This is a genomic window from Nocardiopsis sp. MT53 (assembly GCF_019598965.1).
Lineage (GTDB): Bacteria > Actinomycetota > Actinomycetes > Streptosporangiales > Streptosporangiaceae > Nocardiopsis > Nocardiopsis changdeensis.
Map to the genome: position 1 here is coordinate 1,226,728 of NZ_CP080599.1, position 25,571 is coordinate 1,252,298.

Below are 25,571 nucleotides of genomic sequence, written 5' to 3' on the forward strand. Positions count from 1 at the left end.
TTTCCGACCGGATATCACCATTCCGCTACACAACGGAGTGCCTTCTTGACACACTGGAGTCATGCCACGACCGAGCAAGTACGTCTCCCGGTCCGACCTCGGCTGGGGTCCCTCTCCCGCCGGGCACGCCGATCCCAAGAGCGGCCTGGTCGTCCACTACGACAGCGTCGACCAGAACCTCGCGAACAGGGACCACTCGGCCTGCATCGCCTATTGGAAGAGCACCCGCCGCTTCCACACCGGCCCGAGCAGGGGCTGGGCGGACATCGGCTACTGCGTGGACGAGGACACGCAGATCCTCACCGAGGACGGGTGGCGCCCCTTCGACGCCATCGCCCCCGGCGACCTCGTCCTGACCCTGGACCACACCACCGGCCTGTCCCGCTGGCAGCCCCTGCTGGCGGTGAACGTCTTCCCCGCGGTACCGCGCGAGCTCCTCCTCATGGAGGGCCGCGGCCACTCCTCCCTCAGCACGCCGGGCCACCGCTGGCCGGTGGAGCGCAGGACCGGCAGACCGGGTCGCGACCCGAGGCCCGGCAGCGGTTTCGCCCCCGCCTGGACGACCAGCGGGGAGCTGACCGTCCGCGACCGCATCCGCACCGCCGCCCCCTGCGCGGACCTGCCCGGCCGGGCCAAGTGGTCCGACGCCCTGGTGGAGCTGGTGGCCTGGGCGTGGTCGGTGCCGGGTCCGGGAACGGTGGTCCGGCGTCCGCTGCGGCGCGGCACCGAGGACGCGGCCCGGGTGCGCGCCCTGCTGCACGGCCTGTTCGGCGCCGCGGCCGCGGGCGCCCCCGAGCGGCCGGACGCGGTGGCCTGGTGGGAGGAGCACACCTCGGCGGAGGCGGTGTTCCGGCTGTCGGCGGGCGCCGAGGGGGCGCTGGCCGAGCAGATGCCGGGGGGTGTGCCCTCGCACGGGTTCCTGAGGTCGCTGACCCGCGCCCAGCTCGACCTGTTCCTGCGGGTCGTCATGGCCTCGGCCGGCCGGGACGACCGGTTCCTGGACCGGCCGGACGAGGCGGGCGCCGAGGCGTTCCGGTTCGCGGCGGTCCTGGCCGGGCGGACGGCGTCGGTGCGCGGCGTCCCGCTCGGGGGGTGGCGGGTGGAGCTGTCGGCGGAGCAGACCTTCAGCCCCAGGGCGGTGGCGGCCCGCACCGACGGGTTCACGGTCGAACGCGTCCGCCACACGGGCCGGATCTGGTGCCCCACCACCCCGGACGGCACCTGGCTGGCCCGGCGGGCGGGCACCGCCTACTTCACCGGGAACTCGTTCATGGCCTGCCCGCACGGCCACGTGCTGGAGGGCCGCGGGCTGTACCGCGTCCAGGCCGCCCAGCCCGGCGGCAACTCCTCGCACTACAGCGTCACCCTGGCCACCGGCCCCAAGGATCCCGTCACCCCGGAGCAGATCGAGGCGGTCCGGCAGCTGCGGCAGTGGCTGATGGAGCCGGACACCTCCATCTCCGGCAAGGTCTTGGGGCACCGGGACTTCATCGCCACCTCCTGCCCCGGAGACAAGGCCTACCGGATGGTCCGGGACGGCACCTTCAGCAAGCCCCCGAGCGGATCCGAAGGAGACGACGACATGCCCAGGCACCGCAGGTTCGAGAAGGACAGCGCCCAGGAGCTTCCCGCCGGGACGTGGACGTCCCTGAAGTTCGACCGGCTCCACGACGGGCGCACCGGGGAGCTGTACTCGCTAGTGGGCGTCGACGAGCCGGACGGCGCCCTGTACGACCTGTCGGTGGGGGTGGTGCTGGAGGACCTGCCGACGGGCACCGAGGTGCAGCTGCGCGCCACCGAGTACGAGCAGGACGGGGACGGCGGCTGGAAGGTGGCCCGCAACCGGCCGATCGACTCCCCCCTCCAGGCGGCGGGGTTCGGGCACTTCACCTACACGTGGAAGGGGAACCTGGCGGCGGGCCGCCGGGTCCGGGTGCGCGTGGCCCAGTACGGCGAGCGGCCGGCGCGGATCAAGGAGGCCACCGCCGAGGTCTTCTACTGGCCCAAGTGACACGGGCGCGGGGTCGTTGATCGGTGACCCTCGGGGCCGGATGCTGGACCCGACCGGCGACCGGCCCCGAGGAGTCCGCATGCCCGAGCACCACCGTTTCACGAAGGACACCCGCGTCACCCTGGCCCCGGCGACCTGGCACGACATCGGGTTCGACCACCGCGGGGACGGAACGGCGGACGTCCGGGTGCTGGCGCTGGAGGGGCGCTACGACCTTTCGGTGGGGGTGACCCTGATGGGGGTCACCCCGGGCACCGAGGTGCAGCTGCGCGCGGTCGAGTTCGACGCGGGCGGCGGCGCGCTCTCCGAGCGGCCGGCGGGCAGCGCCGTGCACGCCATCGGCCGGGGCCGGTTCGCGTACTCGTGGAAGGGCACCGTCCCCGAGGGCGGCTGGGTGGGGGTGCGGGTGATCCAGTTCGGCCAGTCCGACGCCCACCTGGTGTCCGCCGAGGCCGACGTCTTCACCTGGCCCGCCTGACCCCGGGCGCCACTCGCGGCCGCCCCGTCGCCGTCCCGGTCCGGGTGCCCCCTGGCCCGGGCCCCCGCGCCGGACGGGCACCGCGGTTCCGGTGGTACCCGGGGGCTCCGCACCAGGCACCCGCGTCCGCCCCGCACGGGAACGCCCCCGCCGCCTGTCGGCGGACGGCCCCGCACGCGAAGGCCGCCGCTGCGGCCGTCCGCGCCCGCGCCGGGGGCGGGCACGGGGACGCCCCCCGCCCGAGGGGAACGGGGGGCGTCCGCGGGGAGGGGCGGGGGCCTACAGCCGGTCCCAGGCCTCGGTGAGGACCTTGCGCAGGATCGACTCGATCTCCACGAAGTGCTCCGGGCCGCAGGTGAGCGGCGGGGAGAGCTGGATGACCGGCTCGCCGCGGTCGTCGGCGCGGCAGATGAGCCCGGCGTCGAACAGCGCGCCCGACAGGAAGCCCTTGAGGAGGCGGTGCGACTCCTCGTCGCTGAACGTCTCCTTGGTCTCCTTGTCCTTCACCAGCTCGATGCCGTAGAAGTACCCGTCGCCGCGCACGTCGCCCACGATCGGCAGGTCCAGGAGCTTCTCCAGGGTCGCCCGGAACACCGGTGCGTTGCGGCGGACGTTGTCGAGGATGCCCTCGCTCTCGAACAGGTCGAGGTTGGCCAGCGCCGCCGCGGCCGCCACCGGGTGGCCGGCGAAGGTGATGCCGTGCAGGAAGGAGGACCCCTTCTCCTTGAACGGCTCCATGAGCTTCTCGCGGGCGATCATGCCGCCCAGCGGGACGTACCCGCTGGTGGCGCCCTTGGCGAAGGTGATCATGTCCGGCACGTAGCCGTACCTGGTGGCGCCGAAGTACTCGCCCAGGCGGCCGAACGCGCAGATGACCTCGTCGGACACCATGAGCACGCCGTACCGGTCGCAGATCTCGCGGACCCGCCGGAGGTACCCGGGCGGCGGCGGGAAGCAGCCGCCGGAGTTCTGGACGGGCTCCACGTAGACCGCGGCGATGGTGTCCGGGTCGTTCTGGACGATCGCCTCCTCGATCTGGTCGGCGGCCCAGCGGCCGAACGCCTCGATGTCGTCGCCGTGCAGGGGCGCCCGGTAGAAGTTGGTGTTCGGCACCTGGAGGGTGCTGGGGACCAGCGGCTCGAACGGGGTCTTGATGCCCTGGAGGCCGGTGATGGACAGGGCGCCCATGCTGGTGCCGTGGTAGGCGATGCGCCGGCTGATCACCTTGTGCCGGGTGGGCTCGCCGATCGCCTTGAAGTACTGGCGGGCCAGCTTCCAGGCGGACTCCACGGCCTCGGAGCCGCTGGTGGTGAAGAAGACGCGGTTCAGGTCGCCGGGCGCCAGGGAGGCGATCCGCTCGGCGAGCTCGACGGCCTTGGGGTGCGCGTACGTCCAGATGGGGAAGTACGCCAGCTCGCGGGCCTGCTCGGCGATGGCGTCGGCGATCTCGGCGCGGCCGTGGCCGACCTGGCTGACGAAGAGTCCCGCGAGCCCGTCGAGGTACCGCTTGCCCTTGTCGTCGTAGACGTACACGCCCTCGCCGCGGCTGATGACGGGGACGTCGGCGTCGTTGTAGGCGGCCATCTCCGTGAAGTGCATCCACAGGTGGTCCTTGGCGGCCTGCTGGAGGTGCTCAGGACTCATGTGCGCTGCCACTTGATGCTCCAAGCTCGTCGGTAACGCGGGGACCACGCTCGGGTCGACCCGGGGGTCACATGCTCGACCCTCTCAATAGAAATAGTCGCACCGTTCCATGTTCTGTCAAGTATCCGTTGGGAAATCTAATCTTTACAACGGAATCCATTGGCAGATCTTGATCTCGCCGTTGCCGGATGGCAGTGTGACAGATCACAGCGCTATGCGCGCGCGCATCAACAGCCAGTCGGCGCACCGACGCGCCCGACCGACCCGGGAGCAGAGCACCGTGACCCAAGACCTGCGCAACTTCGTCAACGGCGAGTACGTGGACACGGCCGACGGGATCCGCAGCGACCTCGTCGACCCGGCCACCGGGAAGGTCTTCGCCACCGCCCCGGTCTCCACCGCCGAGGACGTCGACGCGGCGTTCCAGGCCGCCCGCACCGCCTTCGAGAAGGGCTGGCGCGACTGGACCCCGGCCGAACGGCAGATCGCCCTCAACAGGTTCGCCGACCGGGTGGAGGAACGCGCGGACGAACTCGTCGCCGCCGAGGTCCAGAACTGCGGCAAGCCCGTCGAGCTCACCAGGAGCGAGGAGATCGCGCAGGTGCTGGACGCCCTGCGCTTCTTCGCGGGCGCCACCCGCAACCTGGAGGGCCGCGCCGCCGGGGAGTACCTCGCCGACCACACCTCCTGGATCCGCCGCGAGCCCATCGGCGTCGTCGGCCAGATCACCCCGTGGAACTACCCGATGGCCATGGCGGCCTGGAAGATCGGCCCCGCCCTGGCCGCGGGCAACACCATCGTCCTCAAGCCCTCCGACACCACCCCGGTCTCCACCCTGCTGCTGGCGGAGATCGCCGCCGAGTTCCTGCCGCCGGGCGTGTTCAACGTGGTCGCGGGCGACCGCGACACCGGCCGCGCCCTGGTCGAGCACCCGGTCCCGGGCCTGATCTCCCTCACCGGCTCCACCCGGGCCGGGTACGAGGTGGCGCAGTCCGGGTCCAAGGACCTCAAGCGCCTGCACCTGGAGCTGGGCGGCAAGGCCCCGGTCATCGTCTTCGACGACGCCGACATCGAGCGGGCCGCCGCGGGCATCGCCGAGGCGGGGTACTTCAACGCCGGCCAGGACTGCACCGCCGCCACCCGGGTGCTGGCCGCGCCGGGCGTCCACGACGACCTGGCCGCCGCCCTGGCCGAGCAGGCCCGCAACACCGTCACCGGCCCGCCGAGCAACGCCGACGCCGCGTTCGGCCCGGTCAACAACGCGAACCAGCTGGCGCGGGTGAGCGGCTTCCTGGACCGGGCGCCCGACCACGCCGAGGTGCTGGCGGGCGGCTCCCGGGTCGGCGACGAGGGCTACTTCTACGCCCCGACCGTCGTCTCGGGCCTGCGCCAGGGCGACGAGCTGGTCACCGACGAGATCTTCGGACCGGTCATCACGGTGCAAAGGTTCACCGATGAGGACACCGCGGTCGCGTGGGCCAACTCGGTGGAGTACGGGCTCGCCTCCAGTGTGTGGACCAGGGACCACGCCCGGGCCCTGCGGGTCTCGCGCCGCCTCGACTTCGGGTGCGTGTGGATCAACACCCACATCCCGATCACCGCGGAGATGCCGCACGGCGGCTTCAAGCACTCGGGGTACGGCAAGGACCTGTCCATGTACTCCTTCGACGAGTACACCCGCGTCAAGCACGTCATGAGCTACATCGGCGAGTGACACGCCCCGGCCGGTACGCCCGGGCGGACCGGCCGCCTCCCGGTACGGCAACGAGCAAGCGACAGGACCACCCCCACCATGGCCACTACCAGCACCACAGCACCGGAGACGCCCGACGTGGAGACCGCAGCCGCGCGGCAGCCCGCGATCAGCCTGGAGGGGGTGTCCAAGTCCTTCCGCTCCGGCTCCGAGACCGTGAACGCCGTCGACGGCGTCGACCTGGCCATCGAACAGGGCGAGTTCTTCTCCCTGTTGGGCCCCTCCGGCTGCGGCAAGACCACCACCATGAGGATGATCGCGGGCTTCGAGGAGCCCACCCGGGGCGTCGTCCGGCTCAACGGGCAGGACGTCACCGGGGTCCCCGCCAACCGCCGCGACGTCAACATGGTCTTCCAGAGCTACGCGCTGTTCCCGCACATGAGCGTCGCGGACAACGTCGCCTTCGGCCTCAGGCGCAGGGGCGTCGCCAAGGACGAGATCAGGCGGCGCGTCGGCGAGATGCTCGAACTGGTCGAACTCGGGCACCGGGCCAAGCACCGGCCGTCCCAGCTCTCCGGCGGGCAGCAGCAGCGGGTGGCCCTGGCCCGCGCCCTGGTCAACCAGCCCGCCGCCCTGCTGCTCGACGAGCCCCTGGGCGCCCTGGACCTCAAGCTCCGCCAGGCGATGCAGGTGGAGCTCAAGCGCATCCAGCGCGAGGTCGGCATCACCTTCGTCTACGTCACCCACGACCAGGGGGAGGCGCTGACCATGTCCGACCGCATCGCGGTGATGAACCACGGCCGGGTCGAGCAGCTGGGCACCCCGGCGCAGGTGTACGAGCGGCCGGCCACCCGGTTCGTGGCCGACTTCATCGGCACCAGCAACCTGATCAAGGGCACGGTGGTCGGCGGGTCCGACGGAGCGTGGCGGGTGGAGGTCGCCGACGGCGCCACCGCCCTGCTCGCGGAGCTGCCCGCGGCGCTGGCCGCGCAGGGGTCGGAGGCGGCCGGATCCGCGGTCTGCCTGACCGTGCGCCCGGAGAAGATCCGCATCGGCGCCGAGCGGCCGGACGAGGGGGTCAGCGCCGTTCCCGGCACCGTCACCGAGACCGTCTACCTGGGGTCGGCCACCCACTACCAGGTGGACATCGGCGGCGGCGAGACCGTCACGGTGTACCTGCAGAACTCCTCCGACTCCACCCTGGCCGCCGACCGCGGCGACCGCGTGTGGCTGTCCTGGCCCGCCCACCACTCCTACCCCCTGCTGGCCTGACCTCTGCGGCCCCCACTCCCCCGAGGCGCCGACCGGAACCGGCGCCACCGGCCACGAACCCCCCGCTCTCCCCGGCGGAACACCGGAAGACCAAGGAACGACCCATGAACAACCGCTCGCGCGCCGGCATCGACCCCGCACTCCTCCGCGGCCTCACCCGGGCACGCCGCAGCCCCCTCGGGCCGCCCGGCCTGACCCGGCGGCGCACCCTCCAGGCCGGCGGAGCGGCGGCCGCCGCCCTCGCCCTGTCCGCGTGCGGGGTCGGGGGGCAGCAGCGCGACCCCGCCGCCGACGCGAACTTCTGGGAGGGCAAGGAGCGCACCGGCAACCTGCGCTGGGCCAACTGGCCGCTGTACATGGACTCCGAGCGCACCCAGATCCAGCAGTTCACCGAGGCCACCGGCATCGAGGTCGAGTACAAGGAGGACGTGCAGGAGGCGGCCTCGTTCTTCGGCCAGATCCAGCCCAAGCTCGCCGCCGAGGACGACCTCGGCTACGACCTGATCGTGCTGCCCAACGGGTTCGAGCTGGCCAAGCTCATCGAGCTGGGCTACCTGATCCAGCTCGACCACTCGCAGCTGCCGAACTTCGCCGAGTACGCGGGCGAGATCTACAAGAACAGCGCCTTCGACCCGGGCAACAGGTACACGGTCCCCTACGCCTCCGGCATCACCGGCATCGCGTACAACCCCGAGTTCATCGACCGGGAGATCACCAGCATCCAGGACCTGTGGGACCCGGCCTTCGAGGGCAAGGTCGGCATGTTCTCCGACCCCCAGGAGATCGCCAACTTCGGCCTGCTGGCCACCGGCGTCACACCGGCCGACTCCACCTCCGCGGACTGGGAGGCGGCCGCCGACAGGCTCCGCGAGCAGCGCGACTCCGGCATCGTGCGCGCCTACTACGACCAGGACTTCATCCAGCCGCTCACCAACGGCGACCTGTGGATCACCATGGCCTGGTCCGGCGACATCTACCAGCAGAACTCCGAGGAGGGGACGAACCTGAAGTTCGTCATCCCCGAGGAGGGCGCCACCCTGTGGACCGACAACCTCATGATCCCGTACACCACCCAGGCCCCGGTGGACGCGATCGAGCTCATGAACTTCCTGTACGAGCCGGAGATCGCCACCGGCCTCACCGAGTACATCGCCTACATCTCACCGGTCCCCCACGCCCAGGAGGTCATGCTGGAGTGGGCGGCGGCCGAGGGCGACAGCGACCGCGGCACGGCGCTGACCGAGATGGCCGAGAGCCCCCTGGTGTTCCCCACCGAGGAGGACTACCAGAGGCTGCACAACTTCGTCGTCCTGCCGACCGAGGAGCAGGATGGGTTCTCGTCCCTGTTCCAGGCCGTCACGCAGAGCTGACACCGAGCGATCCCGAGTCTCCCCATGAGAAACCGCAAGCTGACGCCCTACGTGCTGGTGCTCCCGGCGTGGACCTGGTTGGCGCTGTTCTTCGTGGTCCCCATCGGCGGGATGCTGTCGCTGTCGCTGACCACGGGCAACGTGATCACCGGCTTCCAGCAGACCTTCGAGGTGGGCAACTACGCCGACGCCATCGGGACCTACTGGGAGCAGATCCTGCGCTCCCTGTTCTACGGCGGCTGCGCCACCCTGGTGTGCATCGCCGTCGGCTACCCGATGGCCTACTGGATCGCCTTCCGCGGCGGTGCCTACAAGTCCACGTACCTGCTGCTGCTCCTGCTGCCGTTCTTCGTGTCGTTCGTGCTGCGGACGATCTCGTGGCGGTTCTTCCTGTCGGACAACGGCGTGGTGCTGGGGCCCCTCAAGGACCTGGGGCTGCTCCCGGACGGGTTCGCGGTGCTCAACACGGCGCCCGCCGTGATCCTGGGGCTGGCCTACAACTTCCTGCCGTTCATGGTGCTGCCGATCTACGCCGTGCTGGAGCGGATGGACCCGCACCTGGTGGAGGCGGCGCACGACCTGTACTCGAACCGGCTGCGGGCGTTCGCGCACGTGATCCTGCCGGTGTCGCTGCCGGGCGTGTTCGCCGGCGTGCTGATGACCTTCATCCCGACCAGCGCCGACTACGTCAACGCGTCGGTGCTGGGCGGCACGCACAACACGATGATCGGCAACGTCATCCGGACCCAGTACCTGGTCAACAACAACTACCCGATCGCCGCGTCGATCACCTTCGTGCTCATGGGGCTGCTGCTCGTCGGCATCTTCAGCTACGCCAGGGCCCTGGGCACCGAACGGGTCATGGAGGTGCACACGTCGTGAGCGCCACGTTCGAGACCGAGGGCCGGACCGGCTCCGCGCCGCGGCCCCCCGCACCCGCGGTCCGGCGCCGGACCGACTGGGGCCGCTGGTACACGTGGGCCGTGCTGGCCTGGCTGTTCGCGCCGATCCTGTTCATGATCGTGTTCAGCTTCAACGACCCGGCCGGCCGGCACAACATCACCTGGCAGGGGTTCACCCTGGAGTGGTACGCGAACGCGTTCGCCTACCCCGACCTCAACGAGGCGATGTTCAACTCGGTGACCATCGCGCTGCTGACGATGGTCATCGCCGGGGCGCTGGGCACCCTGCTGGGGATCGCGCTGGGGCGGTTCACGTTCCGCGGCAAGCAGCTCACCAACCTGGTGATGTTCGCGGCGATCAGCGCTCCCGAGGTGGTGCTGGGCGCGGCCCTGCTGTCCACGTTCCTGATGCTGAACATCACCACCGGGTACTGGACGACGGTCATCGCGCACGTGATGTTCTGCGTGTCGTTCGTCGCCATCACGGTGCGGGCGCGGGTGATCACCCTGGACCCGAGCCTGGAGGAGGCCGCCCGCGACCTGGGCGCCGGGCCGTGGGAGACGTTCCGGCTGGTGACGCTGCCGATGCTGTTCCCCGCGGTGATGGCGGGCGGGCTGCTGGCGTTCGCCCTGTCCATCGACGACTACATCATCACCACGTTCGTGAGCGGCGACGTGAACACGTTCCCCCTGTGGATCTGGGGCGCCACGCGCGTCGGAATCCCCCCGCAGGTGAACGTCATGGGCACGCTGTTGTTCGCGGTCGGGCTCACCATGGCCGTCATCAACATCATCGCGGCCAGGCGCCGGGCCTGACGTCCGCCCCCGGGGCACCGGTCGGGCGCTCTCGCCCGGCCGGTGCCCCGTCCCGTATCCGAGTCCCTTTCCCACGACCGACGAAAAGTGTGTGATACCCATGGCCGACGCGGTCACCGCAGGGGCCCGCGAGGCGCTGAAGGGCGCCCGCCCCCGGGTCTTCTGGCTCGATCCCGACGTGCCCGGGCACGATGTGCCCGAGGCCGCCCCGGCGCTGGAGGGCGACGCCTTCGCCGACCTGGCCGTGGTCGGCGGAGGGTTCAGCGGGTTGTGGACGGCGCTCATCGCCAAGGAGCGCGACCCCGGCCGGGACGTGGTCCTGGTGGAGGCGCGCACCGCCGGGTGGGCGGCCTCCGGGCGCAACGGCGGGTTCTGCGCCGCCAGCCTCACCCACGGGTACGACAACGGCGCCGAGCGGTGGCCAGAGGAGATCGCGGAGCTGGAGCGCCAGGGGTACGCCAACCTGGACGCCATCGGCGAGGCGGTGGAGAAGTACGGGATCGACTGCGAGTTCGAGCGCACCGGCGAGCTGCTGGTGGCCACCGCGCCCTGGCAGGCCGAGGGGTTCGCGGAGTCCGCCGCGGCGATCACCGCCCTGGGGCACCGGGCCGAGGTGTGGGACGCCGCGCGGACCCGGGCCGAGATCGACTCCCCCACCTACGTGGGGGCGCTGTACGAGCCCGACGGGGTGGCGATGCTGCACCCCGCCAAGCTGGCCTGGGGGCTGCGGGCGGCGTGCCTGCGGCTGGGGGTGCGGATCTTCGAGAACACCCCGGTGCGGGCGATCCGGTCCACCCCGGCGGGGCTGCGGCTGGAGGCGCGCGGCGGGTCGGTGCACGCGCCCAGGGTGGCCTGGGGCACCGGTGCCTTCCCCGGGCCGCTGCGGCGGCTCAAGCACTACCTGGCCCCGGTGTACGACTACGCGCTGATGACCGAGCCGCTGAGCGGGGCGCAGATGGAGTCGCTGGGGTGGAGGGGCCGCCAGGGGGTGGGGGACGCGGCGAACTTCTTCCACTACTACCGGCTGACCGCGGACGACCGGATCCTGTGGGGCGGGTACGACGCGGTCCACCACTACGGCGGGAAGGTGCGGCCGGAGTACGACCAGCGGCCGGAGACGTTCCGGACGCTCGCCGAGCACTTCTTCGAGACGTTCCCGCAGCTGGCGGGGGTGCGCTTCACCCACTCCTGGGGCGGGGTGATCGACACGTGCAGCCGGTTCTCGGCGTTCTTCGGGACCGGGTACGGGGGCAGGCTGGCCTACGCCGCCGGGTACACCGGGCTGGGCGTGGGGGCGACGCGGTTCGGCGCCCAGGTGATGCTGGACCGGCTCGACGGGCTGGACACCGAGCGGACCCGGCTGCGGATGGTGCGGGAGAAGCCGCTGCCGTTCCCGCCCGAGCCGGTGCGCTCGATCGGCATCGGCCTGACGCTGCGGGCCACCGCCGCCGCCGACCGCAACGAGGGCAGGCGCAACCTGTGGCTGCGGACCCTGGACGCGCTGGGCATGGGCTTCGACAGCTGACGTTATGTGGCGGTTCGTGCGGCGTGTCGGGAAAAGGGTCGGTAGAGCGGGGTAAGGGATTGCCCGGGGCGGCGCGGCGTACGTGCCCCCACCCCGCGGTGGGACAGGATGGGTCCGGTCACGGGACGTCTCCCGTGCCAGCCCCCGCAGACCACCGCGCGGCCGCCCACCGGCCCGACACGTGAGGCTGCGCGGTGTCGGTCCGCTCCGGCCCGGGTGCGCCCGGGCCGGAGCACCGGACCGGAACGCGGCCCCCGGGGCACCGGCCGCCTGTGGAAGGCTCGTCGGCCGCAGGCCGTCCGTACGCGGGAAGGTCGTCGGCCGCAGGCCGTCCGTTGAAGGTGGCGGCGGGTGACGGGCGGGCGGTGGCGGGTGACGGGCGGTGGAAGGCGACGGTCCACCCCCGGCACCGGACCGGGGTGCGGCTAGTAGCCGCGCCAGGCGCCCTGGTGGTAGGCGATGATGCGCGGGTGCATGAGCGTGGACGCCTCGACCTCCCCGTCCTCGCGGCGGTCCCGCGGGAAGACCTGGGCGGCCTCCAGCAGGGCCTCGTCCAGGAAGCGCAGCGGCGGCGCGTCCTCGGGGATGTCCAGTTCCGGGGCGCTCCGCACGGACGTCAGGTAGAAGCCCCAGTTCCCGAACGAGGGCACGTCCACGTTGTAGGGGGTGCCGAACAGGCCCGCCTCCTCCAGGGAGCGGCCCACGCTCCAGTAGGCGTCCGGGGCGAAGAACGGCGACCCGGCCTGCACCACCATCCGCCCGCCGTCGGCCAGGGAGTGGCGGGCCAGGGAGTAGAACTCCACCGAGTACAGCTTGGACGGGCCCACGTCCTGGCCGTCGGGAAGGTCGGCGACGATCACGTCGAAGTCGCCGCGGTGTTCGCGCAGCCACTGGAAGGCGTCGGCGTTGACCACCTCCACCCGCGGGTCCCGGAAGGAGTCCTCGTTGAGCTCGGTGATGACCGGCTCGCTGGAGGCCAGCTCGATCACCGCCGGGTCCAGGTCCACCAGGGTCACCGACTCCACGTCCTCGTAGGCGAGGATCTCGCGCAGCGCCAGCCCGTCGCCCCCGCCCAGCACCAGGACGTCCTCGTGCGGGCCGGCCATCGCCGGGTGGATCAGCGCCTCGTGGTAGCGGTACTCGTCCAGGGTGGAGAACTGCAGGTCGCCGTTGAGGAACAGCCGGACGTCCCGGCCGTCGATCGAGCGGGTGAGCACGATCTCCTGGTAGGCGGTGCGCTCGGCGTGCACGATCGGGTCCCGGTACATGGCCTGGCGCGCGTCCACCTCGAACCGGTCGGCGTACAGGTACGCCAGGCCCAGGAAGCCGAGGATGAAGGCCAGGCCCACCGCCAGCCCCGCGTACGCGCGGCGCGACAGCTCGGCGCGGAACAGCCACAGCACCACGGCCATGCCCACCACCGCGTTGAGCGCGCCCACCGCCAGCGCGCCCTTGGGCAGGCCCAGCAGCGGCAGCAGCAGGAACGGGAACGCCAGACCGCCGATGAGGCCGCCCACGTAGTCGGCGGCGAAGAGGTCGGCGACCGCCTCCGACGCGTCCTGCCTGCGGATGCGCTGGATGAGCGTCATCAGCAGGGGGATCTCCATGCCGATGAGCACGCCGATGGCGAACGCCAGGAGCACCAGGGCGGGCTGGTAGGCGGAGAACCACGCGAACGCCCCGTACAGCAGCAGCACCGACAGGCCGCCCACCAGCGACAGCAGGCCCTCGATGACCGCGAACGACACGGCCGGGCTGCCCTGGAAGCGCTTGGACAGCAGCGACCCGATGCCCATGGCGAACACCATCACCGACAGGACCACGGAGGCCTGGGTGATGGTGTCGCCCAGCAGGTAGCTGCCGATGGCGACCAGGGCCAGTTCGTACACCAGGCCGCAGGCGGCGCAGACGAACACCGCGGTCAGGACGAGGAACCGGGCCACCCGCGGCGGTACCGGAAGTCGGGGCCGCTGCGGGGCCGGTGACTCGATCACGATGGGGTGCTGCTTTCTCTACGGGCGGGGCCGGACGGGCCCCGCGAGGGGGCGCGGCGCCGTCAGGTCAGTGCGGCGGCGACCACCGCCGCGATCGCGAGGTGGGCGGAGGCGCTCACCCAGGTCGCGGGGTGCGGTTCGGGGTTGCTGATCATGTGGGCGATCTTGGCCGGGATGAGCAGGTCGATGAGCACGAAGGACAGGGCCATCACGCCCAGGCCGATCAGCCCGTACACGGCGGTGGACAGCAGGCCGGCGCCCAGGCCGATCTCCGAGTCGCTGGAGAGGATGGCCGTGGTGACGATGACGGCCACGCCCAGGGTGTTGGCCGACACCAGGATGACCGCGTTGGGGTTGCGCTCCTCCCAGATGAGCTTGTGCAGCTTGCCCGGGGTGAGCAGGTCGATGAGCAGGTAGCCGACCGCGAGGACGACCACGCCGACCCCGGCGTAGGCGAGGGCCGCGAGGCTGTTGAAGAGGATCTCGTTCATTGTCCGGTCTCGTTAGGGGATGGGGGGTTCGGTTCTGGTCGGATGGGTCACTTGCCGAAGCCGCTGCCGCCGCCGCGGAAGCCGCTGCCTCCGCTGGAACCGCTGGAGCCGCCGCGGTAGCCGTCGTCGTACCTGCTGCTGGTCCCGCCGAAGAAGAAGAACCCGCCGCCCCCGGAGGTGCCGGAGGACGACTGCTCGCACTCGTCGTCGTCGTAGGCGGGGTCGGAGACGTAGTCGTCGTCGGGGCAGTAGGTGTTGTTGGAGCTGTTGTCGCAGGCCGCCAGCAGGATGAGCAGCAGCACGATACCGCCGATCACCACGAACAGCGTGACCACGGTCTTGTTGTTCTTCGCCGGCTCTGCGTGGCCGTGCTGGTGGGTCATCTGGTCTCTCCGCATGGGTGGGCGGACACGGTGGAGTGGGTGGTCACGAGTTCTCCGCTCTGGGGGTAGACGTGCCAGGTGCGCCAGTGGAGCGGGTTCCCGTCACCGTGTGCGCCACCGGGGTCCAGGTGCAGCGCGGTCACGGCCAACGGGTCGCCGGGGAAGGCGACGAGGAGGCCGCCGGGGTCGTCGGCGACCTCGCGGTGGAGGTCGTCGACCCGGCGGGCGAGTCCGGTGCGGGTGAGGTTCTCCACCCGCGAGTCGAACCGGTACCGGCCCGTCCCGTGGGAGCGCTCGGCACTGCCCGGCAGGGCGCCGTCCACTCCCGGCAGGCAGGCCACGGTCTCCACCAGGACGCCCGCCGCCGACGTGACGACGACCTGGTGGGAGGCGCCGAGCACGCGCAGCTCGACCCCGGTACCGCCGAACCGCAGGGAGCGGACGGCGAGGGGGTCGATCAACGGGTGCCCGAGCGCCCAGACCAGGTCGTCGGCCCGGGTGTCGACGAAGGGTGCGCTGATGCCGACTCGCATGGGGTGGATCAGCTCCCCGGGTAGATGGTGAAGGTGCCCTCGGCGACCTTGGTGCCGGTGCTGACCTCCCAGGGGCCGTGGTCGAAGCGCTCGAAGGAGAGCAGGCTGCCGTCCGCGGCCTCGTAGTCGGCGTAGTCGAAGCCGCCCTCGGCCTTGAGGCCGGTGGTGCCCTCGGAGCGGTAGGAGCCGCTGCCCTTCTCCTCGAGGTGGTAGGTGGTGCCCTCGAGTTCGATCTTCTTGCCGTGGGGGGTCAGGTCGAGGTCGGGGCGCCCGGTCCACAGGGCCATCTCCAGGTCGGGGTCCTCCTCGGTGGAGAGCCAGCGCTTGCCGCCCTCGACCTCCAGGAAGTGCTCGGCCCAGACGTAGCCGCCCTGGGACAGGCGCAGGGTGCCGCGGATCCAGGTGCGTTCGGTGCCCCAGTCGATCATGTCGCCGGCCTTGAGGCTCCGGGGGTCGCCGGAGGTGCTGTCCCCGGTGCCGGCGAAGGGGTCCTTGGGGGTGGGCGGGGGCTGCGGGGGCGGGGTGCTGCTGCGCCGCGCGGCGCGCACGGCGAGGGCGATGGCGGCGACCGCCACCGCAAGGGCGGCGATCACCAGGAGCACGATTTCGATGGCCACTGTTCCTCTTTCGCGTGGGGGGAGCCTCGTCATCGGCCCGACCCCGGGCCGGGCAATCCTACTGGCTGGTCAGACGCGTGCACCGGCCGGGAGGTTCCCGGCCGGATCCGGACACGCCGAAGAGGCCGCCCGTGTGCGCGGACGGCCTCCCGGAACACCCGATGGCCCGGCTAGCCGGCGGCGGGGTCCCCGGTCTCGGCGGGCAGGGAGTCGTCGCCGCCCCACAGGCTCCAGGAGCCGGGGTAGAGGCGGGGGGCGGTGTAGCCCGCGTGCTCCAGGGCGAGCAGGTCGTGGCAGGCGGTGACCCCGGACCCGCAGTAGGCGGTGATGGTGACGGCGTCGTCGGCGCCCAGGGCGGCGAAGCGCTCGCGCAGTTTCTCCGGGGCGGCCAGCAGGCCGTCGGGGCCGAGGTTGCCGGTCCACTCGGCGCTGCGGGCTCCGGGGACGTGGCCGGGCCGGGCGTCCACCGGCGCGGGCTGCTCACCGGTGTAGCGGCCGTACGCGCGGGCGTCGATGACCAGCTGGCCGGGCTCGCCCGCAGCGGCCCGGACGGTGTCGGTGTGCACGACCCGGTCGGCGGGCCAGTGCTGGGGGGTGCGGTGCGCGGGCTCGGCGACGTGCTCCCCCTCCTCCAGCGGCCCCGCCCAGGTCCGCAGGCCGCCGTCGAGGAACGCGGCGGGGGTGCCCAGGACGCGGAGCATCCAGACCAGGCGGGCGGCGACGGACCCCCCGGCGTCGTCGTAGACGACCACCCGGGAGTGGTCGCCGATGCCCAGGCGGCCCAGGGTGCGGGCGAAGTCGGCGGCGGCGGGGAGCGGGTGCCGCCCGCCCTCGGGGCTCGCCGGGGCGGCCAGGTCGGCGTCCACGTCGGCGAACACCGCTCCGGGGAGGTGTCCGGCGAGGTAGGCGTCGCGGCCGGAACGGCCGTCCAGGTACCACCGGGAGTCGACCACGACCACACGGTCGAGGTTCTCGTGGAGCCAGTCGGCCGAGACGGCCACCGGCAGGGGAAGGGGCTCTGACATGGGCCCAGGGTAGCGGTGGGGTCACGCCCGGGTCACGGCCCGGGCGGGGTCAGTCGCGGTCCAGGCGGTGCACGTGCAGGATCCACCACAGGCCCAGGGCGGGCAGGACCAGGGGGATGAAGAAGTAGCCGCTGCCGAACCCGGACCAGACGGTGTCGTCGGGGAAGACCCCGGGCAGGAGCAGGCTCGCCGCGCCCACGACCAGGACGCCGACCATCTCGACGCTGCACGAGACCAGGGCGACCCGGCGGGAGGTCCGCCCGGCGCGGGCCAGGCCGACGGCGGCGACGAGGTAGATCACCCCGGCGAGCACCGACAGCAGGTAGGCGACCGGGGCCTCGTCGAACCTGGTGGCCAGCTGGTAGGCGCCCCGCGCGGTGGCGGCGAGGGCGAACACGCCGTAGACGGCCACCAGCAGGCGGCCGGGGCCGGTGCGCAGGGTCTTCGCGGCGTCGGAGGCCGGGGCGGTGTCAGGCAACGGGGCTCCAGAGCTGTTCGAGGCGGACGAACAGGACGGGCAGGATCAGGCAGGCGAACGCGATGACGGCGGGGCCCCACTTGCTGCGCTCCATGAACCCCCACACGGCGCAGGCGGGCGGCAACAGGACCACGGTGGCCAGGTAGGAGACGAACATCGCCGTCTCGGCGGGCCGCTCCCCGCCCACCATGGCGGCGACGGTGGCCACGGCCTGGCCGATCACCAGCAGCCACAGGACCCCCATGCCGACCAGGTGCGGGACGAGCATGGGCTGGTCGCGGAAGGTCGACACGAGGCACCACCCGGCCATCGCCAGGGAAGCCATCTGAATGGTCATGGTCAGCCACTCGACCACGGCGCCTCCTCCCGCCCCTCCCGTCCGCCCAGGTGGGCGGCGCGTTCTACGACACACGGTAGTACGACCGGCGGACCGCACGGCACGGCCCTCCCCCGAACCGCTTCCGGGTGGGAGCGGGTTCCGCTACGGTGCGGGCATGAGCGCAGTCCGCGATGACACCGCGATGAAGCCCTCGGGGATCTGCCGGGCGGGACGCCACCGCTGGCGGCACGACCCGCCGGGCGGCAGGCGCCGGATGTGCGTGCACTGCCGGTCCATGTCGATGATCAACTACCCCTGCGGGGCCGACTGCCTGGAGTGCCACCCCGAGGAGGAGTCCTAGACCCTGTTCTTCGAACGCTCTCCTCTGCCGCCGGGGGTTCGTGAGCCGCCCGGCGGGGTTCTGGAGGTTCCGCAGGAGCGGTCCGGGGAACCAAGCGCGGCGGAGGTTCGAAAGAGCACGGCCTAGATCCTCTTGGTGAGGGGCAGCAGCAGGGCGTCGCGGACCTTGTTCCACTCCACCGCGGCCAGGCCGCCGACGCCCATGTCCTCCACGACCGCGCCGATGGAGCGCAGGTCGTACTCGTCGCCGAGCTCGCGGTCCCCGTCCCGCTGCTCGTGGACGAGCCCGGTGACGTAGCGGCGCAGCTCGTCGGAGCCGACGGCGGCGGCCGCCCGGGCCGCCTCGTGCCAGCGGGCGTCGTGGGGGATCCAGGAGGCCACGACCTCGGTGGGGGTGGGGTGGTAGTCCGTGCGCATAGCCGCAAGTTACCAAGGCCGGGCGGCCCCATCAGGGCTTTCCGTGGCGAAGGCCACCGGCTCCCGCGCGAACCGTTCGAGTACCGGACACCATCCGATGCGACGGTGAGGGTAGGGTCACAGGGCGGCCCCCAGCCCCGCCGCCCGCGTGCGGGCGGTGCACCCTCCGCACCGCGTGTGTTCCGTTCGAGGTACACGACGCATCCTTCCGCGGCGCACGCCGTCCCGCATCCGAGAACCGGAGCACTCACGATGTCCTACCCCAACGACCCGTCAGGTCCCCAGCCCCCGTACGGCGGTCAGCCCCCGGGCGGCCAGCCGCCCTACGGCCCTCCCGGCGGGCAGCCCCCGTACGGTCCCACCGGCGGCCAGCCGTCCTACGGGGACCACACCGGCGGTCAGCCGTCCTACGGCGCCCCGACCGGGGGCCAGCCCTCCTACGGGGACCCGTCCGGCGGCCAGCAGCCGTACGGCGGCCCCGGCGCGCCCTACGACCCGTACGGCTCGACGGGCGCCCCGCAGCAGAAGCAGGGCATGTCCACCGGCGCCAAGGTCGGCATCGGTGTGGGCGCGGGCTGCCTGGTCCTCGTCGTGATCGCGGTGGTGATCGTCGTGGTCATCGCGATGTCCTCCTCCGGCGGCGACGACAGCGGCACCACGACCACCTCCCCCACGACCGCGGAGACCACCGAGCCGGACGGCGGCGGCGAGGAGGGCGGCGGCGACGCCCCCGTCGAGGCCCCGGCCGAGGACGGTGTCACGCTGACGGCGACCAACGCCGGCACCGTGAGCGGCACCATCGACCCCAACGAGACCTACACGGCCCTCGACGTGACGTTCGTGAACAACTCCAGCGAGCCGCTGTCGATCAACCCGCTGTACTTCACCTTCATCCTGGACGACGGCACCGAGGTCGTCGACTGGGAGCTCTTCGCCGACATCACCCAGCTGGAGGCCGCGGACCTGGCGCCGGGCGACCAGGTCAGCGGCCAGGTCGCGGTCGCGGGCGAGGTGACCGTGGTCGAGGTGAGCTACGACCCCTCCTTCGGCATGGAGGAGCCGATCGTGGTGCCCGTCCAGTAGGGACGCTGCGCCCGCCCGGCAGGGGCGGGCGCGCACCACGGCGGCTTCGGGCCCCGGTCCGCGCGGCGCGCGGGGCGGGGCCCTCTACATGCCCAGGGCGGCCAGGGCGGTGACGGCGCCCAGCTCCCGGCAGGCGTCGCGGTCGGCCGCGGCCGGGGCCCCGGTGACGGAGACCGGCGGCCGGTGGCGGGCCCAGCCCATGCCCTTGGCGGCGCCCTCCACCGCGCGCACCGCCCCCGCGGTGTCGTCGTTGCCGTGCACGTACAGCGCGTAGGGCACGGAGCGGCCGGCCGACAGCGCCGGGTAGTAGACGAGGTCGAACCAGTACTTGAGGGCGCCCGACATGTACCCGATGTTGGCGGGCGTCCCCAGGACGACGGCGTCGGCCGACAGCGTGTCGGCGACCGAGGCCGCCAGCGCCGGCCGGGCGACGACCTCCACGCCCTCGATCTCGTCGTCGCGCGCCCCCTCCAGCACCGCGTCGAGCAGTTCCTGGGTGGCCGGGGAGACGGTGTGGTGAACGATGAGCAGTCGTGCCATGCCCTCACCCTAGGGGCGTCCGCCGGACGCCGGGGGTGTGGAGGGAAGTATGAAATCCTCCCCCGGAAAGCATGGAAACCTGGATTTTCCTCCAAATAGTTGCACCCCGAAAAAGGGACATCGGCCACCATCGGGTGTTTTTGCGAAATCGCGCAACACGGAGGAATCCTGTTCGCAAGGATGTCGGATATTGACCCGCCATTCCCCTCTCTCTATGGTGCGATTCTCATAGCGCACCGCCCCGCCGGCACCCCGCGTGCCAGCAGGGCATACGCGGACGCACCGACCGTTCCGGGCCGACCGCGACGGCCACGGAGGAACGAGGGAACCATGCCGCAGATCGTCCGTTCCGCACTCGTCCAGACCGAGTGGACCGGCGACACCGATTCCATGCTCGCCGCCCACGAGAAATACGCGCGCGACGCCGCCGCCCAGGGGGCGCGCGTCATCGGCTTCCAGGAGGTGTTCAACGCCCCCTACTTCTGCCAGGTCCAGGAGGCCGAGCACTACCGGTGGGCCGAGAGCGTCCCCGACGGGCCCACCGTCACCCGCTTCCGGGAGCTGGCCCGGGAGCTCAACATGGTGATGGTGCTGCCCGTGTTCGAGGTCGAGAAGCCCGGGTTCTACTACAACACCGCCGCCGTCATCGACGCCGACGGCACCTACCTGGGCAAGTACCGCAAGCACCACATCCCGCAGGTCAAGGGGTTCTGGGAGAAGTACTACTTCCGCCCCGGCAACCTGGGCTGGCCGGTCTTCGACACCGCCGTCGGCCGCGTGGGCGTCTACATCTGCTACGACCGCCACTTCCCGGAGGGCTGGCGGGCGCTCGGGCTGGCCGGGGCGCAGCTGGTGTACAACCCGTCGGCGACCAGCCGGGGCCTGTCCGCGTACCTGTGGAAGCTGGAGCAGCCCGCCGCCGCGGTCGCCAACGAGTACTTCGTCGCCGCCATCAACCGGGTGGGCCGGGAGAAGTACGGCGACAACGACTTCTACGGCACCAGCTACTTCGTGGACCCGCGCGGGCGGTTCGTCGGCGAGGTCGCCTCCGACACCGCGCCCGAGCTGGTCGTGCGCGACCTCGACTTCGACCTGATCGACGAGGTCCGCACCCAGTGGGCCTTCTACCGCGACCGCCGCCCGGACGCCTACGGGCCCCTGGTCGAGGGTTAGGGGACGCCATGGGACGCACCCTCATCACCGGCGGCCTGGTCGTCACCGCCGCCGACGAACTGGAGGCCGACGTCCTCGTCGAGGACGGGACGGTGGCCGCCCTGGCGCTGCGCGGCGGCGACACCGCCCGCTCCTGGGCGGAGAGCGGCGCCGAGGTCATCGACGCCGCCGGGCACTACGTCATCCCGGGCGGGGTGGACGCGCACACCCACATGGAGCTGCCGTTCGGCGGCACCTTCGCCTCCGACACCTTCGAGACCGGGACCCGGGCGGCCGCCTGGGGCGGCACCACCACCATCATCGACTTCGCGGTGCAGAGCCCGGGCCGGCCGGTGCGTGCCGGGGTGGACGCCTGGATGGCCAAGGCCGAGGGCAACTGCGCGATCGACTACGGGTTCCACGCGATCCTGTCCGACGTCAACGAGTCGTCGCTGAAGGAGATGGACGCCCTCGTGGACGAGGGCATCACCTCGTTCAAGATGTTCATGGCCTACCCGGGCGTGTTCTACAGCGACGACGGGCAGATCCTGCGGGCCATGCAGCGCGGCGCCGCCAACGGCGCGCTGACCATGATGCACGCCGAGAACGGAATCGCCATCGACGTGCTCGTCGAGCAGGCACTGGCGGCCGGCCGGACCGACCCCCGCTACCACGGCGAGGTCCGCAAGGCCCTGCTGGAGTCGGAGGCCACCCACCGCGCCATCCAGCTGGCCCGGGTGGCCGGGGCCCCGCTGTACGTGGTGCACGTGTCGGCGGGCGAGGCGGTCCAGGAGCTGGCCCGCGCGCGCGACATGGGGCTCAACGTGTTCGGCGAGACCTGTCCGCAGTACCTGTTCCTGTCCGCGGACGACCTGGCCCGGCCCGGCTTCGAGGGCGCCAAGTACGTGTGCTCGACCCCGCTGCGGCCCGAGGAGCACCAGGAGCTGCTGTGGCGGGCGCTGCGGACCAACGACCTGTCCGTGGTCTCCACCGACCACTGCCCGTTCTGCTTCACCGGGCAGAAGGAGCTGGGCCGGGGCGACTTCTCCAAGATCCCCAACGGCCTGCCCGGGGTGGAGAACCGGATGGACCTGCTGCACCAGGCGGTCGTGGACGGCCACATCGACCGCCGCCGGTGGATCGAGCTGGCCTGCGCCACCCCGGCGCGCATGTTCGGGCTCTACCCGCGCAAGGGCACCATCGCCCCGGGCGCCGACGCCGACATCGTGGTCTACGACCCCAACGCCGAGCACGTCATCTCTGCACAGACCCACCACATGAACGTGGACTACTCCGCGTACGAGGGCAGGCGGGTGACGGGCCGGGCCCGCACCGTGCTCTCCCGCGGCCGGGTCGTCGTGGACGGCGGCGAGTACCTCGGCGCGGCCGGGCACGGCCGCTACCTGTCCCGCGGCACCTGCCAGTACCTGATCTGAGATCTGAGAGGAGAGCACATGGACATCGGACTCGTCCTCCAGACCGACCCGCCCGCCGACCTTCTGGTGGACCGGATGGCGCGGGCCGACCGGCTCGGCTTCACCCACGGGTGGACGTTCGACTCGGTGGTGCTGTGGCAGGAGCCGTTCGTCATCTACAGCCGCGTCCTGGAGCGCACCGAGAACCTCGTGGTGGGTCCGATGGTGACCAACCCGGGCACCCGCACCTGGGAGGTCACGGCCTCCCTGTTCGCGACCCTGAACGACATGTTCGGCAACCGGACGGTGTGCGGGATCGGCCGCGGCGACTCCGCGATGCGGGTGGCCGGGCGCAGCCCCGCCACACTGGCCCGTCTCTCCAGGGCCATGACCGCGATCAAGGACCTGGCCGAGGGCCGGGAGGCGGACGTGGACGGGGCGTCCTTCCGCCTCCCGTGGGTGCGCGACGGGTCGCTGCCGGTCTGGATGGGCGCCTACGGCCCCAAGGCCCTGGAGCTGGTGGGGCGGCAGGCCGACGGGTTCATCCTCCAGCTGGCCGACCCGTACCTGACGGAGTGGATGGTCAAGGCCGTGCGGGCGGCCGCGGCCGACGCGGGCCGCGACCCCGCGGAGATCACGGTGTGCGTGGCCGCACCGGCCTACGTCACCGACGGGTCGGCGCGGGGCCTGGCGCACGCGCGCGAGCAGTGCCGCTGGTTCGGCGGGATGGTGGGCAACCACGTCGCCGACCTGGTGGCGCGGTACGGGCACACGGGGGCGGTCCCCCAGGAGCTGACCGACTACATCGAGGCCCGGCAGGGCTACGACTACAGCCACCACGGCCGGGCGGACAACCCCGACACCGCGTTCGTCCCCGACAGCGTGGTGGACCGGTTCTGCCTGCTGGGCCCGGTGAAGGAGCACGTGGCCAAGCTGGAGCGGCTGCGCGCGGTGGGCGTGGACCAGTTCGCGGTCTACGCGATGCACGACGACGTGGACGGGGTCATCGACGCCTACGGGCGCGACGTGGTCCCCGCCGTGTCCGGGATCTGACCCGGCCGGAACACGGAAGTCACACGGGGCGCGCACACTGCCGGGACGGGTGCGGCGGCGGCCACCACCGGCCGCCGCCGCACCCGCGGTGACGTGCGAGGATGTTCGACGGCCCGAAACGGGTCCGCGACCCCCGCACGCCCCGCCGCGCCCACTCCCCGATCCCCCGTACCACCGAAGAATCAGGTGCCCCGTGACCCAAGCCCCACCCTCCCCGGAACCGAGAGCCGTCACCCACCCCGACGGCCGCGTCTCCCTGGCCGAGGGCGTGTCCATGCCCGAGAGCCCCTACGTCAACGAGGACCTCCAGCCGGTGCCGATGTCCCGGCGCACCTGGGGCACCGGCAGCTTCACCGCCCTGTGGGTGAGCATGTCGGTGAGCATCCCCGCCTGGACCCTGGCCAGCGGCCTGATCGCCGCGGGCATGGACTGGCGCCAGGCGATCCTGTGCGTGGTCCTGGGCAACGTCATCGTGCTGCTGCCGATGGTGCTGACCGGCCACGCGGGCGCCAAGTACGGCATCCCCTTCCCGGTGTTCGCCCGCGCCTCCTTCGGCCTGCGCGGCGCCAACCTCCCGGCGCTGCTGCGCGGCGCCGTCGCCTGCGGCTGGTTCGGCATCCAGACCTGGGTGGGCGGCCAGGGCGTGCACGTGCTCGCCGGTCGGCTGTTCGGCGAGGGCTGGCTGGACGCCGCCGCGATCGGCGGCAACCCGTGGACCCTGTGGCTGTCCTTCGCCGTCTTCTGGGTGGCCCAGGTGGCCATCGTCCTGTGGGGCATGGAGGGCGTCCGCAGGGTGCAGGTGTGGGCGGCCCCGCTGATGATCGTCGGCGGTGTGGCCCTGCTGGTGTGGATGGCCGCGGAGGCCGGCGGCCCGGGCGTCATGCTCGCGGGCGACCCGGACGGCCTGGACTGGGGCCCGTCGTTCTGGGCCCTGTTCTTCCCCTCGCTCATGGGCGTCATCGGCTACTGGGCGACGCTGACCCTGAACATCAGCGACTTCACCCGGTTCTCCGACTCCCAGCGCGCACAGGTGCTGGGCCAGTCGCTGGGCCTGCCCACCACGATGACGCTGTTCTCGCTGCTGGCCGTCATGGTGACGGCGGGCACCGCCGCCGTGTACGGCGAGCCGCTGTGGAACCCGATCGACATCGTGGCGCAGATGGGCAGCGGCCTGGGCCTGCTGTTCGCGATCTTCATCGTGCTGCTGGCGACGGTGTCCACCAACATCGCCGCGAACCTGGTGGGCCCGGCCTACGACCTGGCCAACCTGGCGCCGCGCCTGATCGGTTTCCGCACCGGGGCGATCATCACCTGCTTCCTGGGCGTGCTCATCTTCCCGTGGAAGCTGCTGGAGAACGAGAGCGTCTACATCTTCACCTGGCTGGGCACCGTCGGCGGCGTCCTGGGCACGGTGGCGGGCATCCTGCTCGCCGACTACTGGCTGGTGCACCGGACCCGGCTGGACCTGCCCGGCCTGTACCGGCGCGGGTCGCGGTACTGGTACGGCGGCGGCTGGAACTGGCGGGCGCTGGTCGCGTTCGGCGTCGGCACCCTGCTGGCCGTGGGCGGCTCCTACTCGGGCGTGGACGCGGAGACCGGCGCCAGGCTCGGCCCGTTCCCGGAGGACGGGCTGATCCCGCTGCTGTCCCCGCTGGCCGACTACGGCTGGGTCGTCGGCCTGGTGGTGTCCTTCCTCCTGTACTGGGTGCTGAACCTGGTGGCGCCGGTCCGCGCCGCGGACGGCGGTGAGGCCGCGGCCGCCGGGGGCGACGACCGGCCGGAGCAGGGCGAACCGGAGAAGGCGGGCGCCTGACCCGCCCGGGGCACCGCCCCGATCCGCTCCCGCGGGGGCCGCACCGAACGGTGCGGCCCCCGCGCCGTTCCGGGCCGCCGGGTCCGGTGCCGCCGTGTTCCGTGCCACCGTTTGCCGTGCCGCCGTCTTCCGTGTCACCGTGACGTGGAACATGTGTTACCCGGTCGTGACCAGTACCCGGGCGCGG

The 25,571-nt window shown here is 72.1% G+C and carries 25 protein-coding genes; 14 read left to right on the forward strand and 11 right to left on the reverse strand.

Features of this window, described 5'->3' with window-relative positions:
- Positions 1-61 precede the first annotated feature (61 nt).
- Together K1J57_RS05140 and K1J57_RS05145 are read left to right on the forward strand one after the other, a co-directional pair.
- Positions 62-2,011: an N-acetylmuramoyl-L-alanine amidase gene (locus tag K1J57_RS05140; protein WP_220563331.1), complete on the forward strand. Its 1,950-nt coding sequence runs from the start codon at positions 62-64 to the stop codon at positions 2,009-2,011.
- Between the two features lie 79 nt (positions 2,012-2,090).
- Positions 2,091-2,489, forward strand: coding sequence for a hypothetical protein (locus K1J57_RS05145; RefSeq protein ID WP_220563332.1), 399 nt, complete (start codon positions 2,091-2,093; stop codon positions 2,487-2,489).
- Between the two features lie 279 nt (positions 2,490-2,768).
- Here K1J57_RS05145 and K1J57_RS05150 read toward each other — a convergent pair whose 3' ends face one another.
- Positions 2,769-4,133: an aspartate aminotransferase family protein gene (locus K1J57_RS05150; RefSeq protein WP_220563333.1), complete on the reverse strand. Its 1,365-nt coding sequence runs from the start codon at positions 4,131-4,133 to the stop codon at positions 2,769-2,771.
- 214 nt (positions 4,134-4,347) lie between these two features.
- Between K1J57_RS05150 and K1J57_RS05155 the strand changes: the two genes are divergently transcribed.
- The 6 genes from K1J57_RS05155 to K1J57_RS05180 all read left to right on the forward strand — a co-directional run bounded on the left by K1J57_RS05155 (position 4,348) and on the right by K1J57_RS05180 (position 11,711).
- On the forward strand, positions 4,348-5,847 hold the full coding sequence (locus K1J57_RS05155) for a gamma-aminobutyraldehyde dehydrogenase (protein WP_255646850.1): 1,500 nt from the start codon (positions 4,348-4,350) through the stop codon (positions 5,845-5,847).
- 78 nt (positions 5,848-5,925) lie between these two features.
- The gene (locus K1J57_RS05160; RefSeq protein WP_220563334.1) at positions 5,926-7,098 is read left to right on the forward strand and encodes an ABC transporter ATP-binding protein; all 1,173 of its coding nucleotides are present in this window, start codon (positions 5,926-5,928) and stop codon (positions 7,096-7,098) included.
- A gap of 104 nt (positions 7,099-7,202) precedes the next feature.
- A complete protein-coding gene (locus tag K1J57_RS05165; protein ID WP_220563335.1) occupies positions 7,203-8,468 on the forward strand; it encodes a PotD/PotF family extracellular solute-binding protein in 1,266 nt (421 codons plus the stop codon).
- Between the two features lie 24 nt (positions 8,469-8,492).
- Positions 8,493-9,350, forward strand: coding sequence for an ABC transporter permease (locus K1J57_RS05170; RefSeq protein ID WP_220563336.1), 858 nt, complete (start codon positions 8,493-8,495; stop codon positions 9,348-9,350).
- Positions 9,347-10,186, forward strand: a complete 840-nt coding sequence (locus tag K1J57_RS05175) for an ABC transporter permease (RefSeq protein ID WP_220563337.1) — start codon at positions 9,347-9,349, stop codon at positions 10,184-10,186. Before K1J57_RS05170 ends, K1J57_RS05175 begins: the two co-directional genes overlap by 4 nt.
- A gap of 100 nt (positions 10,187-10,286) precedes the next feature.
- On the forward strand, positions 10,287-11,711 hold the full coding sequence (locus tag K1J57_RS05180) for an FAD-binding oxidoreductase (protein WP_220563338.1): 1,425 nt from the start codon (positions 10,287-10,289) through the stop codon (positions 11,709-11,711).
- 425 nt (positions 11,712-12,136) lie between these two features.
- On the opposite strand, the gene K1J57_RS05185 is transcribed toward K1J57_RS05180, so the two are convergent.
- The 8 genes from K1J57_RS05185 to K1J57_RS05220 form a co-directional block, all read right to left on the reverse strand.
- Entirely contained in the window at positions 12,137-13,705 is a 1,569-nt protein-coding gene (locus tag K1J57_RS05185) for a polyamine aminopropyltransferase (protein ID WP_220563339.1), read from the reverse strand.
- 62 nt (positions 13,706-13,767) lie between these two features.
- Complete coding sequence (locus tag K1J57_RS05190) at positions 13,768-14,196, reverse strand: DUF350 domain-containing protein (protein ID WP_220563340.1); 429 nt, start codon at positions 14,194-14,196, stop codon at positions 13,768-13,770.
- A 47-nt stretch (positions 14,197-14,243) separates the two neighbouring features.
- The gene (locus K1J57_RS05195) at positions 14,244-14,579 is read right to left on the reverse strand and encodes a hypothetical protein (protein WP_220563341.1); all 336 of its coding nucleotides are present in this window, start codon (positions 14,577-14,579) and stop codon (positions 14,244-14,246) included.
- Complete coding sequence (locus K1J57_RS05200; RefSeq protein WP_220563342.1) at positions 14,576-15,112, reverse strand: DUF2617 family protein; 537 nt, start codon at positions 15,110-15,112, stop codon at positions 14,576-14,578. Before K1J57_RS05200 ends, K1J57_RS05195 begins: the two co-directional genes overlap by 4 nt.
- Before the next feature lie 8 nt (positions 15,113-15,120).
- Positions 15,121-15,672: a DUF4178 domain-containing protein gene (locus K1J57_RS05205; RefSeq protein ID WP_370634668.1), complete on the reverse strand. Its 552-nt coding sequence runs from the start codon at positions 15,670-15,672 to the stop codon at positions 15,121-15,123.
- Between the two features lie 227 nt (positions 15,673-15,899).
- Positions 15,900-16,754 carry a sulfurtransferase gene (locus K1J57_RS05210; protein ID WP_220563344.1) on the reverse strand — a complete coding sequence of 285 codons (855 nt, stop codon included), beginning with the start codon at positions 16,752-16,754 and terminating at the stop codon, positions 15,900-15,902.
- Between the two features lie 49 nt (positions 16,755-16,803).
- A complete protein-coding gene (locus tag K1J57_RS05215) occupies positions 16,804-17,232 on the reverse strand; it encodes a hypothetical protein (RefSeq protein ID WP_220563345.1) in 429 nt (142 codons plus the stop codon).
- The gene (locus tag K1J57_RS05220) at positions 17,225-17,587 is read right to left on the reverse strand and encodes a hypothetical protein (protein ID WP_220563346.1); all 363 of its coding nucleotides are present in this window, start codon (positions 17,585-17,587) and stop codon (positions 17,225-17,227) included. The genes K1J57_RS05215 and K1J57_RS05220 overlap by 8 nt, the downstream gene beginning before the upstream one ends.
- 139 nt (positions 17,588-17,726) lie before the next feature.
- Here K1J57_RS05220 and K1J57_RS05225 point away from each other — a divergent pair, with 139 nt between their 5' ends.
- Complete coding sequence (locus K1J57_RS05225) at positions 17,727-17,912, forward strand: hypothetical protein (protein ID WP_220563347.1); 186 nt, start codon at positions 17,727-17,729, stop codon at positions 17,910-17,912.
- A 122-nt stretch (positions 17,913-18,034) separates the two neighbouring features.
- Here the strand turns inward: K1J57_RS05225 and K1J57_RS05230 are convergent, their stop codons facing one another.
- The gene (locus tag K1J57_RS05230) at positions 18,035-18,328 is read right to left on the reverse strand and encodes a hypothetical protein (protein WP_220563348.1); all 294 of its coding nucleotides are present in this window, start codon (positions 18,326-18,328) and stop codon (positions 18,035-18,037) included.
- Positions 18,329-18,580: 252 nt separating this feature from the next.
- Between K1J57_RS05230 and K1J57_RS05235 the strand changes: the two genes are divergently transcribed.
- Complete coding sequence (locus tag K1J57_RS05235) at positions 18,581-19,411, forward strand: DUF4354 family protein (protein ID WP_220563349.1); 831 nt, start codon at positions 18,581-18,583, stop codon at positions 19,409-19,411.
- 84 nt (positions 19,412-19,495) lie between these two features.
- Here K1J57_RS05235 and K1J57_RS05240 read toward each other — a convergent pair whose 3' ends face one another.
- Positions 19,496-19,951: a flavodoxin family protein gene (locus K1J57_RS05240; protein ID WP_220563350.1), complete on the reverse strand. Its 456-nt coding sequence runs from the start codon at positions 19,949-19,951 to the stop codon at positions 19,496-19,498.
- 330 nt (positions 19,952-20,281) lie between these two features.
- On the opposite strand from K1J57_RS05240, the gene K1J57_RS05245 reads away from it, so the two are divergent.
- The 4 genes from K1J57_RS05245 (at position 20,282) to K1J57_RS05260 (ending at position 25,384) form a co-directional block, all read left to right on the forward strand.
- Positions 20,282-21,124: a nitrilase-related carbon-nitrogen hydrolase gene (locus tag K1J57_RS05245; RefSeq protein WP_220563351.1), complete on the forward strand. Its 843-nt coding sequence runs from the start codon at positions 20,282-20,284 to the stop codon at positions 21,122-21,124.
- An 8-nt stretch (positions 21,125-21,132) separates the two neighbouring features.
- Positions 21,133-22,539, forward strand: coding sequence for a dihydropyrimidinase (gene hydA / locus K1J57_RS05250; protein WP_220563352.1), 1,407 nt, complete (start codon positions 21,133-21,135; stop codon positions 22,537-22,539).
- An 18-nt stretch (positions 22,540-22,557) separates the two neighbouring features.
- Positions 22,558-23,571: a TIGR03842 family LLM class F420-dependent oxidoreductase gene (locus K1J57_RS05255; protein ID WP_220563353.1), complete on the forward strand. Its 1,014-nt coding sequence runs from the start codon at positions 22,558-22,560 to the stop codon at positions 23,569-23,571.
- 193 nt (positions 23,572-23,764) lie between these two features.
- Positions 23,765-25,384 (forward strand): NCS1 family nucleobase:cation symporter-1, encoded by a 1,620-nt coding sequence (locus K1J57_RS05260; RefSeq protein WP_220563354.1) that lies wholly within the window; start codon positions 23,765-23,767, stop codon positions 25,382-25,384.
- Positions 25,385-25,571 lie beyond the last annotated feature (187 nt).